This is a genomic window from Roseivirga thermotolerans, from assembly GCF_014653175.1.
Taxonomy (GTDB): domain Bacteria; phylum Bacteroidota; class Bacteroidia; order Cytophagales; family Cyclobacteriaceae; genus Roseivirga; species Roseivirga thermotolerans.
Genome location: NZ_BNAG01000001.1, coordinates 556,484 through 571,794, shown reverse-complemented (window position 1 = coordinate 571,794; position 15,311 = coordinate 556,484). Strand labels below are relative to the sequence as shown.

The following is a 15,311-nucleotide window of genomic DNA, read 5'->3' as shown; positions in this document are numbered from 1 at the left end:
ATGATTCCTTCCTTAAAGAGACCGGATTTTTCTTCTAGATTTGCATGCAACGTAGATTGAACAGTAACAACCTGTTGTGTACGTTTCTAATTTGTAATAAGATTTAAACTCCGCATGAACGACAAAATCGCAATAATTGGCCTCGGGTATGTTGGTCTTCCCCTGGCAGTTGCATTTGCAGAAAAGCACAAGGTTGTTGGTTTTGATATCAGTTTAGAAAGGGTAAACGAACTCAATTCGGGTAAAGATCATACGTTAGAAGTTGAAAGTGATCACCTTAAGTCGGTTCTGTCCAGCTATGGGGCTGCCAAAGGGCTTTTCAACACTTGCGAATTGGAAGATATTGCGGGCTGTAACGTCTACATTGTTACGGTTCCAACTCCCATTGATGACGATCACAACCCTGATTTGACACCACTCTTAAAGGCATCTCAAACCGTAGGTAAAGTTCTTAAGAAAGGAGACATAGTTATCTACGAATCAACGGTATACCCTGGTGCAACAGAAGAAGACTGTGTGCCAGTTTTAGAGGAGGTATCGGGCCTGACCTTTAATAAAGATTTCTTCTGTGGTTATTCCCCCGAGAGAATCAACCCGGGTGATAAAGAACACACCGTTACCAAGATTTTGAAAGTAACTTCGGGATCTACTCCTGAAATTGCTGAAAGAGTAGACCAGCTATACAAGTCTGTGATAACAGCGGGAACCTACAAAGCTGCATCTATTAAAGTAGCCGAGGCCGCTAAAGTGATTGAGAACTCTCAGAGAGATATCAATATTGCTTTTGTAAATGAGCTGGCCATGATTTTTAACAAGCTGGGCATAGACACTGTAGATGTCTTGGAAGCGGCCGGCACAAAATGGAATTTTCTTCCTTTTCGGCCGGGTTTAGTAGGAGGACATTGTATTGGTGTAGATCCGTATTATTTGGCTCAAAAAGCAAAAAAGGCAGGCTATTATCCTCAAATATTATTGGCAGGTAGAAGGCTAAACAATTCTATTGGCCCCTACGTGGCCAGCGAAATGGTCAAACTACTTATGAAGGCTGGTCGAGTAGTGAATAAGTCTAAAGTACTGGTTTTAGGAATTACTTTTAAAGAGAACTGTCCTGATATTCGTAATTCCAGGGTAATAGATGTTATTAAGGAATTAAAAGATTATGACATCGCAGTAGATGTTTATGATCCATGGGCAAACAAAGAAGAGGTTCAAGAGGAATATGGCATAGAGTTAATTGACGAAAAGACTCTTACTACTGAGCATTACGAAGGAGTAGTTCTGGCCGTAGCTCATAAGCAGTTCTCATTAGAGTTAATTGAAAGGCTAGAGGGTAGTCCTCTTACCTATGACGTTAAGTCCTGTTTACCCAAAGAAAAAGTTACCGCTCGATTATAATGGCTAAAGTATTAATAACAGGAACGGCAGGATTTATTGGTTTTCACCTCGCTCAAAAGTTATTAGAAAGAGGTGATCAGGTTGTAGGGCTCGATTCTGTAAATGATTATTACGACATAAGGGTCAAACACGGGCGTCTGAATATTACAGGTATTGACGCTGATGAAATAGAGTATGGAAAGCTTATACAAAGTGCTAAGCATGACAACTACCGCTTTATCCAACTTCAGTTAGAAGATGACCAAAATCTTAATGGACTTTTTGCAACTGAAAAATTTGATACAGTAATTAACCTTGCTGCTCAGGCAGGCGTGCGGTATAGCCTTGAAAACCCAAGAGCTTATATTGATAGCAATATTGTAGGCTTTGTGAATATTCTGGAAGCTTGTCGTCACAATGAAGTTAAGCACCTGTCATATGCGAGTAGTTCTTCGGTCTATGGGTTGAACGAGACCATGCCGTTTTCAATACATCACAATGTAGATCATCCAATAAGCCTTTACGCGGCCAGTAAGAAAAGCAATGAACTCATGGCCCATACATATAGCCATCTTTTTGGCTTACCGACTACGGGTTTAAGATTCTTTACGGTATATGGTCCGTGGGGAAGGCCCGATATGGCACTTTTCTTATTTACTAAGGCCATTCTTGAGGGAAAACCCATTAACATCTTCAATAATGGGGAAATGTCGAGAGATTTTACTTACATAGATGATATTGTAGAAGGTGTAATTAGGGTTAATGACAATCCTCCAAAAGGGAACCCGAACTGGAGTGGGGCAGACCCTGACCCTGGGACTGCAAAGGCTCCTTACACCGTATATAACATTGGTAATAACTCACCAGTAAAGCTAATGGATTTTGTAAGGATTATTGAGGAGACTCTAGACATGGAAGCGAAGAAAAATTTTATGCCCATGCAGGCAGGTGATGTTTCGGCAACCTATGCCGATGTGCAAGACTTAGTCAATAACCTTGGTTATAAGCCTCAAACACCATTAGAGTATGGTGTAAGTCAGTTTGTTAAATGGTATCGAGAATTTTATAAAGTCTAATGCAGCCTATAAGAATGGTAGATCTCGTTGGGCAATACGAGAAAATAAAGGAAGAGGTAAAGAAAGAAGTTGAGGAGGTATTGGATTCCTCAGCATTCATAAATGGGCCTGCGGTTCATGACTTTCAAAGTAATCTTGAGAAGTATCTACACGTAAAAAACGTTGTTCCTTGTGCCAATGGTACGGATGCCCTTCAGGTGATCATGATGGCATACGACTTTCCAAAAGGGGCAGAAGTTCTGGTGCCTTCTTATACTTATGTAGCTACGGTGGAAGTAATTGCACTTCTGGGGCTTAAGCCAGTATTTGTAGAGGTGTATCCGGATACCTTTAATATCGACATTGAAGATCTGGAGGCGAAGATATCAGATAAGTCGGTAGCTGTCGTTCCTGTACATCTGTATGGACAGTGTGCAGACATGGAGAGAATTTTAAAGGTTGCTAAGAACCATGACTTAAAAGTATTTGAAGATACTGCTCAGGCAATTGGTGCTCAATTTACGTTCTCGGATGGGCGAATAGCTAAGGCCGGTACAATGGGAGATGCTGGTGCAACGTCATTCTTTCCTTCCAAAAATCTTGGAGCCTATGGTGATGGTGGTGCTATAATGACCAATGACGATGATTTAGCCGCAAAGCTCCGAATGATAGTTAATCATGGACAGAGCAAAAGATATTATCACGATTCGATAGGGGTAAACTCGCGTTTAGATAGTATTCAGGCAGCTATTCTTAAGGTAAAGCTTAAATATTTGGATGGCTATAACGAGGCTCGTTATAGAGTTGCTCAGAAGTATTCTCAGGCTTTTTCCAAGGTCGGTTGGATAACCACTCCCGTGGAGTCCGATTTTAGCACACATGTTTACCATCAATATACTTTAAAATTAGCCGATGGAGTTGATAGGAATGGTTTGGTGGAGCACTTAGCCGAAAAGGAAGTCCCATCAATGATTTATTATCCTGTTCCTAACCATTTGCAGAGAGCCTACTCATATTTCGGTTACAAGGCTGGAGATATGCCTAACACTGAGGATCTTTGCTCGCGGGTAATTTCATTACCCATTCATACAGAAATGTCTGAGGAACAGCAAAATACTATTATCGAGCAAGTCTTAAGCTTTCGGTAAGGATTGAGAGCCTGATTAATGGTTGATATCAAAAATATTCTACTTTATTTTTGTGAAAATCTAATATTGAGTAGTTTTACTACTCAATGCTAGGTTGCGCCTGTGACTGACCGGGCGAAGCTGTATCCAGCCACAATGTTAGAAGCCCTAATTTCATCCAAAACTCGCATTAAACTACTTTTAAGGCTTTTTTTGAATCCGGAGAGTAAATCCTATTTAAGAGGTTTGGCCGAGGAGTTTAATGAAAGTACCAATGCCGTTCGAATCGAGTTGAATAGGTTTGAAGAAGCAGGGATGTTAGATTCTGAAGTGATTGGGAATAAAAAATATTACAAGGCCAATCAAAAGTTTAGTTTGTATGATGAGGTAAGAAGTATTCTTCTCAAGCAGACTGGGCTCAATGAGGTGTTGGATCATGTGATTCATGAATTGGGAAATCTTAAGAAAGTTTATTTGACAGGAGAACTGGCAAGAGGGAAACAATCAAAGGTAGTGAGTTTGGTGCTGATCGGTAATCCAGATAGGGCTTTTCTCTCTGAATTAACAGCCAAAGCTGAGAGGTTGGTCGAAAAGAAAATTCAATATTTGTGCTATTCTGAAGAAGAAGCACAATCTTTAGACTTTGAAAAAGAAAAGTATTTACTCCTTTGGAATGAGTAACGATTCAATTAAATATTGGACAGCTTTTTACACCAAGCCTCGGAATGAGAAGAAAGTGGCAGAGCGTTTGTCAGATCGAGGTTTTGAAATGTATTGCCCCACACGTACGGTTTTAAAACAATGGTCTGACCGAAAGAAGAAGGTGAAAGAACCTCTCTTTACATCATACGTTTTTGCTCAGGTGACAGAAATCGAGCGTCAAGAAATTCTACAGGATCAAGGAATAGTCAACTCTGTTTTTTGGTTAGGGAAACCCGTTGTGATAAGAGATAAGGAAATTCAAGGGATCATTAATTTTTTAAACGAATTTCCAGATTCTGAAGGTTTGAATACCTTGGTTGAGGAGGGGGATAAAATTGAAATTACCGAAGGGCCTCTAAAAGGAGAGGCAGGAGAGCTATTAAAGATCAAAGGAAATAAATTGATCCTTTCCATTGAATCCATAGGCTTTTCTTTGGTGGCAGAAGTGGCCAGATCAAAAGTTAAATTAGCAAGTTGATATGAGATATATTTTATTAACAGTATTACTTGTTCTCATTTTAGGTGCTCAACCTGATGTTCAAGCACAGGGCCTAGCTGGAACAGATCTAACAACCATCAATGTTGATGATCTATCTGATTCACAGATCCAGGCCTATATCAAACAAGCTCAGAGTTCTGGATACACAGAACAACAATTGGAGGCATTGGCTCGTCAAAGGGGAATGCCTGAATCAGAGATCGCTAAACTCAGAAGAAGAGTAGAAAGCTTAAGGTCAGGTGGACTTCAATCTACTACTAAAGGAGATTCTCGAATTGGAGGTAGACAAGGAATCATTGTTGATGAAACTGAAGTATTTGGAAAGCTGCCCAATTCTGAAAATTCAAAAACATTGACCGAAACCCAAAGAAAGATCTTTGGGTTCGACCTATTTCAAACCGATAATTTAACTTTTGCTCCCAACCTCAATATTCCAACACCAGAAGATTATGTGATAGGACCAGGAGATGAGATTATCATAGATCTTTGGGGAGCTAGCCAACTTTACTTGACCTTGAATGTCACACCTGAAGGCTTTATCAGACCCGAAAACTTAGGGCCTATCTATATCAATGGATTGACTGTTATTGATGCTAGAAAAAGAATTACAGAAAGACTTTCTCAGATTTATAGAGGACTAGTCTTACCTCCTGACGATCCGGGTAAGATATTCTCACAGATCAGTGTCGGAAATGTACGAACCATTAACGTGACCATTGTGGGTGAGGTAAGAACACCGGGCAACTATGTACTAAACTCCCTTTCCACTGTTTACACTGCTTTGCATGCTGTTGGTGGACCAACTGAACAAGGTACGTTTAGAAATATCCAGCTCATTAGAAACGGGCAATTATTATCTACTATTGATGTATATGAATTCTTAAATACAGGTATTCAAAAAGGCAATCAAAGGTTGAGAAATGGAGATGTAATTATTGTCAAGCCTTATCAAAAAAGAGTCGAGTTGGAAGGTGAAGTCAAAAGACCTGGACTTTTTGAATTGAAGGCAAATGAGACGTTTGAGAACGTGCTGGAATATGCCGGTGGCTTCAAAAATACTGCTTATACTAGTCTAATCACCGCCAGAAGAAATGGGGAAAAGGAAAGAGAAGTGGTTGATATTAATCAAAGCGAGTTCTCTACTTTTGAACCAAAAGATGGAGACGTCTTTCAAGTAACTCCTATTCTAGACCGTTATAAAAATAGAGTTCAGATCGAGGGAGCAGTTTATAGAGAAGGGGAATATGAATTAACTGAAGGTTTAACTTTAATGCAACTGATTGAAAAGGCAGATGGACTGAGAGGAGACGCTTTCTTGAATAGAGCGACTATCTACAGAACCAATGAAGACTTTTCACAAGACGCGTTTCCTTTTGATCTTGGTGCTTTAATGTCAGGAGAGATTCCTGATATTGACTTGCAAAGAGAAGACCTTGTACGCATTAGTTCAATCTACGACCTCAAAGAAGAATATTATGTACAGATTTCAGGTGAAGTTGCCGAGGGAGGTGTTTATCAGTACTTCAATACCATGACGATTCAAGATTTGATCGTTTTAGCTGGTGGATTGACAGAAGGAGCGTCAGGCTCAATAATTGAGATATCTAGAAGAAACAAAGATGCTAATCTCAATACACAGGCTGAGATCATTAATGTACAGATCGATAAGTCATTAGCCTTAAATCAAGAAGATCGTACTTTAGTCTTACAACCATTCGATCAAGTATATATTAGAAAAAGCCCAGGTTATAATGTGCAACAGCAAGTAACGATAGAGGGAGAAGTTGTGGCGCCTGGCATATACTCAATTGCAAGAAAAGATGAACGCATTTCAGATATTATTGAAAGAGCTCATGGGTTGACTCAATATGCTTACCCAAAAGGAGCAATTTTGGTGAGAAAAACTGAATTTTCATCTTCCAAATCAAGCGATCAGATTTCACAGGAATACCTTCAGCAACTTAGATCAAAATTATTAAGTGGCGACTCGGAGTTGAAAAATATAAGTCAACAAAGATTGATAGAAAGATTAAATAAGATCGAAAATCGATCTAATATATCATCCGAAACAGATGCTGTAGGTTCTAGAATAAAGAAAGACCTCATCGAAGACGTTTCTAAGCAGGATTCTTTGGTAAAAGATATAACTATCAAGAATGAAGAACCAGTAGCCCTAGATCTAGATCAAATATTGGCCAACAAGGGTTCTAAATATGATTTCATAGTGCGCCCTGGTGACGTTATTTCCATCCCAGGAAGGCTCGAAACGGTAAGAGTAGCAGGTGAAGTAACATCGCCATTAAATTTAAGGTACGATGATTCCTATTCATTTAAAGACTACATTTACCAATCGGGAGGTTTTCAGGTCTCTGCCAAAAGAGGAAGAAGTTATGTACAATATCCCAATGGAGAAAGAAAAGGTGTAAAGAGGTTCTTGATTTTTAAATTTTATCCCAAGATCGAGCCTGGGACTACGATATTTGTGGCTAGAAAGGCTGAAAAAAGATCCACCTCTCTGCAAGAGGTTTTAGCGATAACTTCAAGTTTGGCAACAATTGTTTTCTTGGTTCAACAAATAAGATCTAATTAATGAAAGAACTGAATTCAACCAATCAAGAAATTGATATAATTAATTTGTTGGCTCTTCTTTGGCAAAGAAGAAAATTCATTCTAAAGTTTACGCTAATTTCCTCGGTCTTTGGCTTATTCTTAGCCCTTTTTTCTGCTAATGAGTATCAGTCAAGCTCAACATTTGTTCCACAGACAAAAAGTGAAACTTCAGGATCTATAGGTGGACTAGCCGCTTTGGCAGGGATCAATTTAAACTCGGCAACAGGTGCAAATGAAATTCCTACTGACTTATATCCAAGAATCGTTTCATCCTTGCCATATAGATTGGAAGTATTGAATAGTAATATCTCAGTTCATGAAGACACCATTCTGTATGGTGATTATTTAAGTAGACGAAAAGAGAGTGTTGTAGAAAAAGTGATTAGTTATTCTTTAGGCCTTCCTGGTTTGATAATTGACTCCTTCAAATCCGAAACAGAAAATTCCGACTATCAAAAACTAAATTATTCTGACAGTTTTTTATTATTGGATAATCGGCAAAATGAATTGGTTAAAAAGCTAGAGGATATAATAACTTTAGAATACAATAAAAAGGATGGTTATGTAAGGTTAGTGGTAACTGAAAGAAACCCTATGGTTGCAGCTCAGCTTGCTTTGGCCTCTGTTAATGCATTGCAAAAAAGAATTACTTTGTTTAAGACGGAAATGTCAAAAAATCTTTATGATTTTACAGTAGAACAATGGAAGAAAAGACAAAAAGAATTACATGAACTTCAAGATAGTCTCGCCTTATTTAACGAGTCAAATCAAAATTTAAAGTCCAAATTTGTTCAAAATATTCTAATGAGATTAGAAACTCGTTACGATGTTCTTAATTCAGTTTACATAGAATTATCTAGCCAAAAAGAGCAGGTTGCGTTGCAACTTGAGAAAGACACGCCTGTATTCTCAATAATTGACCCTGTAAGAGTACCAAATGAGAAATATGGCCCTAATAGAACACTTTTGCTTGTAAGTTGTACTTTTGTAGGATTTGTATTTGCTGTAGGAATCGTCCTTCTTCGAAAGCCATTTATTATGACTAAAAATAGGATTATCGAGTATGAGAAATGAAAATGAATCAATATTTAGTCTCATTTCATACTTGATTATAAAGCGACCTAATGCAGTCTCAATTATCAACAACTTATTTAGACCTTAAATCATATCGTTAACTTTCTTGCCTATAATTTGATATTAAGTATATGAAAAAAGTATTAGTGACAGGTGCCGATGGTTTTATTGGTTCGCACTTGGTTGAGACACTTTTAGCTAATAACTACAAAGTAAAGGCCTTGGCCTATTATAACTCTTTTAACTATTGGGGTTGGCTGGAAGATATAGATTCGAATGATAACCTAGAGATTGTATCTGGAGATATAAGAGACCCACATTTTTGCAAAGAGATTTGTAAGGATGTAGATGAAATTTTTCATTTGGCCGCGCTCATAGCAATACCATATTCTTATCATTCCCCTGACAGTTATGTCGATACAAATGTCAGGGGCACAATGAATATTTGTCAAGCTGCGAGAGAGCAGGGCAATAAAAGAGTAATTGTAACCTCTACCTCTGAGGTTTACGGAACAGCACAGTATGTACCAATTGATGAGAAGCATCCTAAGCAACCTCAATCGCCATACTCTGCATCCAAGATCGGAGCCGATAGTATGGCGATGAGTTTTTTCAATTCATTTGAACTTCCGGTGACCATTGCAAGACCATTCAACACCTATGGTCCTAGACAATCGGCTAGAGCAATCATTCCAACTATTATAACACAGATTGCAAATGGTGTAAAGCAAGTGAAGCTGGGTGATTTAAGTCCTACGCGAGATTTTAATTATGTGAAAGATACCTGTCAGGGCTTCCTAGCCCTGTCCCAATCTGATGAGTCTATTGGTAAAGAGGTTAATATTTCTACTAACTCTGAGATTTCAATGATCGACACGCTTTCCATGATCAAGGATATAATGGGATCTGACATTGAGTTTATTACGGACTCAGAAAGGGTGAGACCCAGGAAATCTGAAGTTTTTCGCCTATGGGGAGACAATACGCTGATTAAGAGTCTGACTGATTTTGAACCTAAATTCTCTATTCGCATGGGATTAGAACAGACTTGTGAATGGTTCTCGAAAACTGATAATCTCAAGAAGTACAAAGCTCATATTTATAACATCTAAATCAATTCTGACATGAGCAGCCCTTATATAGAAATTGCTGGAAGAAAAATTGGGTATGACTATGACCCTCTTGTGATAGCAGAGATTGGTATTAACCATGGTGGATCTCTTAGTGTAGCCAAAGAAATGGTGGATGCAGCAGCTTCCGCAGGAGTTGAAATGGTTAAGCACCAGACGCACATTGTGGCAGACGAAATGAGTAGCATTGCCAAGAATGTGATTCCCGGACATACCAAGGAGTCAATCTATGAGATTATGGATTCTTGCTCTCTGAATGAAGAAGAAGAGCGTGAATTACAACGATATACTATCGAAAAAGGAATGATTTTTATCAGTACTCCCTTTTCGCGTGCTGCGGCAGATCGATTGAACAGTATGAACGTGCCCGCTTATAAGATCGGTTCAGGTGAATGCAATAACTACCCATTGCTTAAGCATATTGCATCATTTGGCAAGCCTATGATTCTCAGCACTGGAATGAATACAATCGAAAGCGTGGCCAAGGCACTAAATGTTATTAGTGAGGCAGGAGTACAATTCGCAGTATTGCATACCACGAATGTATATCCTACACCACCTGAAATAGTACGGCTGGGAGCCTTGCAGGAACTGGCCGAATCTTTTCCCGGAATTGTTTATGGACTATCAGATCATACTACTAGTAACTTGGCCTGTCTGGGAGCAGTTGCCTTAGGAGCCTCAATACTGGAGCGGCACTTTACTGACAGTATGGACCGTATAGGACCAGATATTGTATGTTCAATGGATCCTGAAGCCTGTAATGAACTGATTGAGCAATCTAGGATTATGAAAAGCATGAGGGGGGGCAAGAAAGGCCCGGTAGATGAAGAAAAAGCCACAATTGATTTTGCATACGCAAGTGTAGTAACCATAAAGGATGTAAGGAAAGGTGAAAAATTTACCAAAGACAACCTATGGGTAAAGAGACCTGGAACTGGTGAGATACTTGCAGAAGACTATGAGGATATTCTGGGAAAGGAAGCAACCGAAGACATTCCCAACGATACATTATTGAAAAAAAGCCAAATAAAATGAGAAAAGTATTTGTACTCATTGAACGGAGAGCGGATTATAGCCGCTACAAGCCTATATTGGAAAAGCTGAAAGCTGATCCTTACTTTGAAATTTACCTGGTAGTAACTGGAATTTGCCTACTGGACATTCACGGAAAAGACTTGAATTATATCGAAGATGATGGGTTCAAGATCGATGCGACCATTGATATGTTTGACCCTCAGGGCAAAGATTCTGGTGGAGAAATGGTGAAAGCAATGGCTAGGGTATTGACGGCTGTAGTAGATGAATTGGAGAAAGCACAACCCGATGTAGTGCTGTCTGGCTTTGACATAGGTGGCAACTTTGCTGTTACCGTGGCTGCTGCACATATGAACATCCCTGTGGCGCATATACAGGGTGGTGAAGTTACTGGTAGTATCGATGAGAGTATCAGACATGCCATGAGTAAGTTTTCTCATATTCACTTCCCTGCTACTCAGGATGCCAGAGACAGATTAGTGAAACTAGGTGAGAACCCTGAAGATATATATGTTGTAGGCTGTCCTTCTATTGATGTACTCATGAGCACACCTCATTTGCCTAAAGAAGAATTGGAGGAGGAGTTTGACCTGGATTTTTCTAAGCCTTTTGTGCTTATGATTCAACATCCGGTAACTACAGAGAGTCTTTCTTCACATCAGCAAATCAGAGAAACGATTAAGGCGGTTAAAAACCTCGATATTCAATGTGTGGCCCTTCTGCCAAACAATGATGCCGGGTATTCCAAGATCATTGAAGAGGTTAAAGCCTCGGGTATAAAGTGGTATCCCAGCCTACCAACTGTCAAATTTGTAAACCTGTACAGAAACGCCTGGGCATTGGTTGGAAATTCTAGTTCAGGAATTCACGAAACTCCAAGCCTCAAAATTCCTGCCGTCAACATAGGTAATAGACAGATGGGTAGAGAAAGAGCCGAAAACGTGATAGACGTTCCTAATAACTCTGAAGCCATTGAGGCAGGTATCAGAAAGGCACTCTATGATACAGAATTCAGAGAATTTGTCAGCGGCATTGAAAACCCTTATGGGACAGGAGATTCGGCCAAAAGAATAGTAGATATTCTGAAGAATGTATCATTTGAAGGGAAGATTCAAAAAGTATTCTATGAAGGGTAAATCGCGCATTCTTGTTTTAGGTGGAAGCGGCTTTTTAGGAAGGTTTATTATTGAAGACCTGAAGGCCAATACTGACCTGAAACTGATTTGTGGCGATATTCAACCACCAGCTGATCCTGATATCGAGTTTATACATTATGATCTCCTTGATCCTCGATCATCAACTTTAATCAGGGAAGGGAGACTGGATTTCATAATTAACTGCACTGGCCAGGTTTCTAGACCTTCCGGATTGTGTTTTGATTTGAATAGCATAGGGATCAAATATTTGGCAGAAGCCATTGAGGGTAACGAAACCAGACTTATACACATATCCAGTGTAGCAGTTTATGGAAGCTACTCTCATAACATAAAAGTAAACGAACGTCAGAACCCTGAATCAGTTTACGGGGCCTGTAAAGCGTTTGCCGAATGGCAACTCAATGAAAGAGTGGATAAAAACAGGCTGATTATTTTAAGATTTCCAAACCTCTACGGTGGCTCTCAGCCTAAAGGCATCATAAATTATCTGGTTAAGTCGTTTCTTAATGACGAATCTCTGACATTCAATAACGATGGAAGTATGATTAGAAACTATCTGAATATTGAAGATGCTGCAAGTGTTTTTCACCAGATCATAGATGATTTTACACCTGGTACTTTCAATCTCTTTAGCAATGATCAATACACAATCAAGCAATTGATCAGCCTTTGTGAGAAAATCTCAGGAAAACACTTGCCCGCTATATTCACCCAGGATAAGCCATGGGAAAACATCGCAGGTTTTGATCGAACAGAAGAGCAACATTATCAATTTTCATTTAAAGAAAATCTGGAAGACTATTTAAAATCACAATTGAAATAACTGTGTCTAAAAGAAATATGGAGGATTTCATAGTTGCAGCAAATTTGAGTGCCCTGGAGGCAATGAAGAAACTGAATGCAACTTCAGAAAAATCTGTTTTTGTGACTTCGCAGAAAGGAAAGCTGATCGGATCTCTAACGGATGGCGATATCAGGAGGTGGATACTTGCAGGAAAAAGCTTGGATACCGAAGTGACAGAGGTTTGTAACAAGGTACCACATCTGGTCAAAGAGGGATATGATATTCAGTATGTTAAGTCCTTAATGATTGAGCATAAGATTACCTGTATTCCGGTTGTCAATGATGCAAAACAACCAGTAAAGCTACTGTTCTGGACCGACATTTTTGGGGCTGAAGTAGAGTCAATTAAAAAAGATAAGCTGGACTTACCGGTGGTCATTATGGCCGGTGGATTCGGCACGAGACTCAAACCTTTTACCACCATCCTGCCAAAGCCGCTTATTCCTATAGGCAATAAGTCAATAGTTGAGAAGATCATCGACAAATTCAGGGCGCATGATATCAAGGATTATTTTATGACACTGAATCACAAGTCTAAGATTATCAGGTCATACTTCAACGATATTGAGAAAGACTACAATATTCAGTTTGTTGACGAACCAAAACCTCTAGGTACTGCCGGTAGCCTGAAACTTTTACAGGATTACTTACCAGATCGGTTTATCGTTAGCAATTGTGACATCATTATCAATGCCGATTATGCCGAGTTGGTAAGGTTACATGAAGAAAGTAATAATCAGGTTACCCTGGTTTCTTCAATGATGCATTACAAAATTCCGTATGGTATTTGTGAAATCGACAAGGGTGGTGAGCTGCTGGAGATACGTGAGAAGCCTGAATACAACTTCCTGATTTCTACAGGAATGTATGTGTTGAATAAGTCCGTTTTAGACCTGATTCCGGATGGCGAGTTTTTTCATATTACCCACTTGATGGAAAGTGTTAAGACCAAGGGAGGTAAAGTAGGTGTCTATCCTATTAGTGAAAACTCATGGTTTGACACCGGGCAGTGGGAAGAATATAATAAGACATTAAAAATATTGAGTGGTGAGTGACAAGCCGAAATTACTTGGGCTGATTCCTGCGAGAGGAGGATCAAAGGGAGTGCCTGGTAAGAATATTAAAGATCTTAACGGTAAGCCTCTGATTTCTTATACAATCGATGCTGCCAAAAGCACTGATAAGCTCGACAGGCTGATTGTCTCTACAGATAGCGAAGAGATTGCAACAGTTTGTAAAGAATTGGGAGCCGAAGTGCCATTCATTAGACCGGATCATTTGGCTACAGATACAGCAAGGGCAATTGGTGTGATTCAGCATGCACTTGAGTTTGCCGAAGAGCAAGATGGGTGCGTTTACGACCTTGTGGTTTACCTAGAACCCCCCAATCCTTTGAGGTTGAGCAAGGATATTGATAACTGTATCGACCTCTTTTTTGAGAAAAATCCCGATTCGGTAGTAAGTGTACAGGAGGCCAACCAGTTCCATCCAATTCTCATGAAGAAAATTGAGAACGGACTGTTAAAGCCTATCTGGAGAAATGAGCCTGAAGGGGTGCCCAGACAACTTTATGATCCAACTGCTTATATGCGAAATGGAGCGGTTTACATTTTCAGGAGAGAACATATCAAAAAAGGAGTTATGTATGGAGAGGACATCGTACCATATGTGATGCCAATTGAAAGGTCCGTATGTATAGATGACATGATGGATTGGTATGTGGCAGAAGCTTGGATAAAGTATGGCAGCTATCAATGAGGGTCTTAGTAGCCGGTTTTGGCTCTATAGGTAGAAGGCATACCCAAAATCTGTTGAGTTTAGGTGTTGATGATATTTACCTGTTGAGAACGAAATCAGCAGGCAATGAATTCAATCTGCCGGAAATTACTGACCCCAAGGAATTGGTCGAGCTGAAACCAGATGCGGTGATCGTGGCGACACCTACCTCAGAGCACATCTCGCTTTTGAATACTCTTATTGACAATAACATAAGTTTTTTGTGCGAGAAACCCTTGGTACATAAAAAAGAAGACTGGGCTCGGCTCCGTGAACGATCGGGTGACTATTCTTCACTGGCTATGATTGGTTACAATATGAGGTTTCATCCTGTGGTCAAAAAACTAGTGGAGCTTGTGAATAACCAAGCGGTAGGCAGAACCCTTTTTGCCAGGTTTTTTGTAGGTCAGTATCTCCCAGACTGGAGACCAGGAAAAAACCATCTTGAAGTGTACTCGGCTCATAAAGAACAGGGAGGAGGGGTAGTGTTAGATTTGGTTCATGAAATAGACATGGCCGATCTGTTGTTTGGTGAACCTTTGAGTAAATTGGCCTTTATTTCAGAACGGGTTGGCAATGTAACGGTAGATGCTGATGACGTGGCTGAGATCTCCTACATTTCATCTTCCGGAACACTGGTCAATATTCACTTGGACTACTTATTCAGGGGCTATAAAAGAGACATTCTGATATCGGGTGAGAAGGGTAACATAAGGGCAGATTTATTCAAAAACACCATTTCAACTACTGGTGTTGATGACAAAACGATTCAAAACTTTACTTTTGGATCGTTTGAGAGGAACGACATGTATTTAGACATGCTAAAAGACTATATAGGTAGGCTTGGTGATAAAAATCACACCCCTATATCTGATCCCTTTAATGATAGGGTCACTAATACAATATTTGAGATTATTTAGGAATT

The 15,311-nt window shown here is 39.6% G+C and carries 14 protein-coding genes; all 14 read left to right on the top strand.

All coding sequences use genetic code 11. From position 1 onward, the window contains the following. Positions 1-114: 114 nt before the first annotated feature. Positions 115-1,395 carry a nucleotide sugar dehydrogenase gene (locus IE164_RS02585; RefSeq protein ID WP_189628618.1) on the top strand — a complete coding sequence of 427 codons (1,281 nt, stop codon included), beginning with the start codon at positions 115-117 and terminating at the stop codon, positions 1,393-1,395. Next, positions 1,395-2,450: an NAD-dependent epimerase gene (locus tag IE164_RS02580; protein WP_308440955.1), complete on the top strand. Its 1,056-nt coding sequence runs from the start codon at positions 1,395-1,397 to the stop codon at positions 2,448-2,450. The genes IE164_RS02585 and IE164_RS02580 overlap by 1 nt, the downstream gene beginning before the upstream one ends. Positions 2,451-2,464: 14 nt before the next feature. Then, complete coding sequence (locus tag IE164_RS02575; protein ID WP_189629271.1) at positions 2,465-3,577, top strand: DegT/DnrJ/EryC1/StrS family aminotransferase; 1,113 nt, start codon at positions 2,465-2,467, stop codon at positions 3,575-3,577. Between the two features lie 270 nt (positions 3,578-3,847). Next, the gene (locus IE164_RS02570; protein ID WP_229838492.1) at positions 3,848-4,237 is read left to right on the top strand and encodes a hypothetical protein; all 390 of its coding nucleotides are present in this window, start codon (positions 3,848-3,850) and stop codon (positions 4,235-4,237) included. Beyond that, the gene (locus IE164_RS02565) at positions 4,230-4,736 is read left to right on the top strand and encodes a UpxY family transcription antiterminator (protein WP_189628616.1); all 507 of its coding nucleotides are present in this window, start codon (positions 4,230-4,232) and stop codon (positions 4,734-4,736) included. Before IE164_RS02570 ends, IE164_RS02565 begins: the two co-directional genes overlap by 8 nt. A 1-nt stretch (position 4,737) precedes the next feature. Further along, on the top strand, positions 4,738-7,347 hold the full coding sequence (locus IE164_RS02560) for an SLBB domain-containing protein (RefSeq protein ID WP_189628615.1): 2,610 nt from the start codon (positions 4,738-4,740) through the stop codon (positions 7,345-7,347). After that, positions 7,347-8,441 (top strand): GNVR domain-containing protein, encoded by a 1,095-nt coding sequence (locus IE164_RS02555; protein WP_189628614.1) that lies wholly within the window; start codon positions 7,347-7,349, stop codon positions 8,439-8,441. Before IE164_RS02560 ends, IE164_RS02555 begins: the two co-directional genes overlap by 1 nt. Before the next feature lie 131 nt (positions 8,442-8,572). Continuing rightward, complete coding sequence (locus IE164_RS02550) at positions 8,573-9,553, top strand: NAD-dependent 4,6-dehydratase LegB (protein ID WP_189628613.1); 981 nt, start codon at positions 8,573-8,575, stop codon at positions 9,551-9,553. A gap of 12 nt (positions 9,554-9,565) precedes the next feature. After that, entirely contained in the window at positions 9,566-10,609 is a 1,044-nt protein-coding gene (locus IE164_RS02545; protein WP_189628612.1) for an N-acetylneuraminate synthase family protein, read from the top strand. After that, positions 10,606-11,745, top strand: a complete 1,140-nt coding sequence (neuC, locus tag IE164_RS02540; RefSeq protein WP_189628611.1) for a UDP-N-acetylglucosamine 2-epimerase — start codon at positions 10,606-10,608, stop codon at positions 11,743-11,745. The genes IE164_RS02545 and neuC overlap by 4 nt, the downstream gene beginning before the upstream one ends. Then, positions 11,735-12,589 carry an NAD-dependent epimerase/dehydratase family protein gene (locus IE164_RS02535; RefSeq protein WP_189628610.1) on the top strand — a complete coding sequence of 285 codons (855 nt, stop codon included), beginning with the start codon at positions 11,735-11,737 and terminating at the stop codon, positions 12,587-12,589. Before neuC ends, IE164_RS02535 begins: the two co-directional genes overlap by 11 nt. A gap of 17 nt (positions 12,590-12,606) precedes the next feature. After that, positions 12,607-13,665 carry a nucleotidyltransferase family protein gene (locus tag IE164_RS02530; protein ID WP_189628609.1) on the top strand — a complete coding sequence of 353 codons (1,059 nt, stop codon included), beginning with the start codon at positions 12,607-12,609 and terminating at the stop codon, positions 13,663-13,665. Next, positions 13,658-14,368 carry an acylneuraminate cytidylyltransferase family protein gene (locus IE164_RS02525; protein ID WP_189628608.1) on the top strand — a complete coding sequence of 237 codons (711 nt, stop codon included), beginning with the start codon at positions 13,658-13,660 and terminating at the stop codon, positions 14,366-14,368. Before IE164_RS02530 ends, IE164_RS02525 begins: the two co-directional genes overlap by 8 nt. Continuing rightward, positions 14,365-15,306, top strand: coding sequence for a Gfo/Idh/MocA family protein (locus IE164_RS02520; protein WP_189628607.1), 942 nt, complete (start codon positions 14,365-14,367; stop codon positions 15,304-15,306). The genes IE164_RS02525 and IE164_RS02520 overlap by 4 nt, the downstream gene beginning before the upstream one ends. The last annotated feature ends 5 nt before the right edge of the window (positions 15,307-15,311 follow it).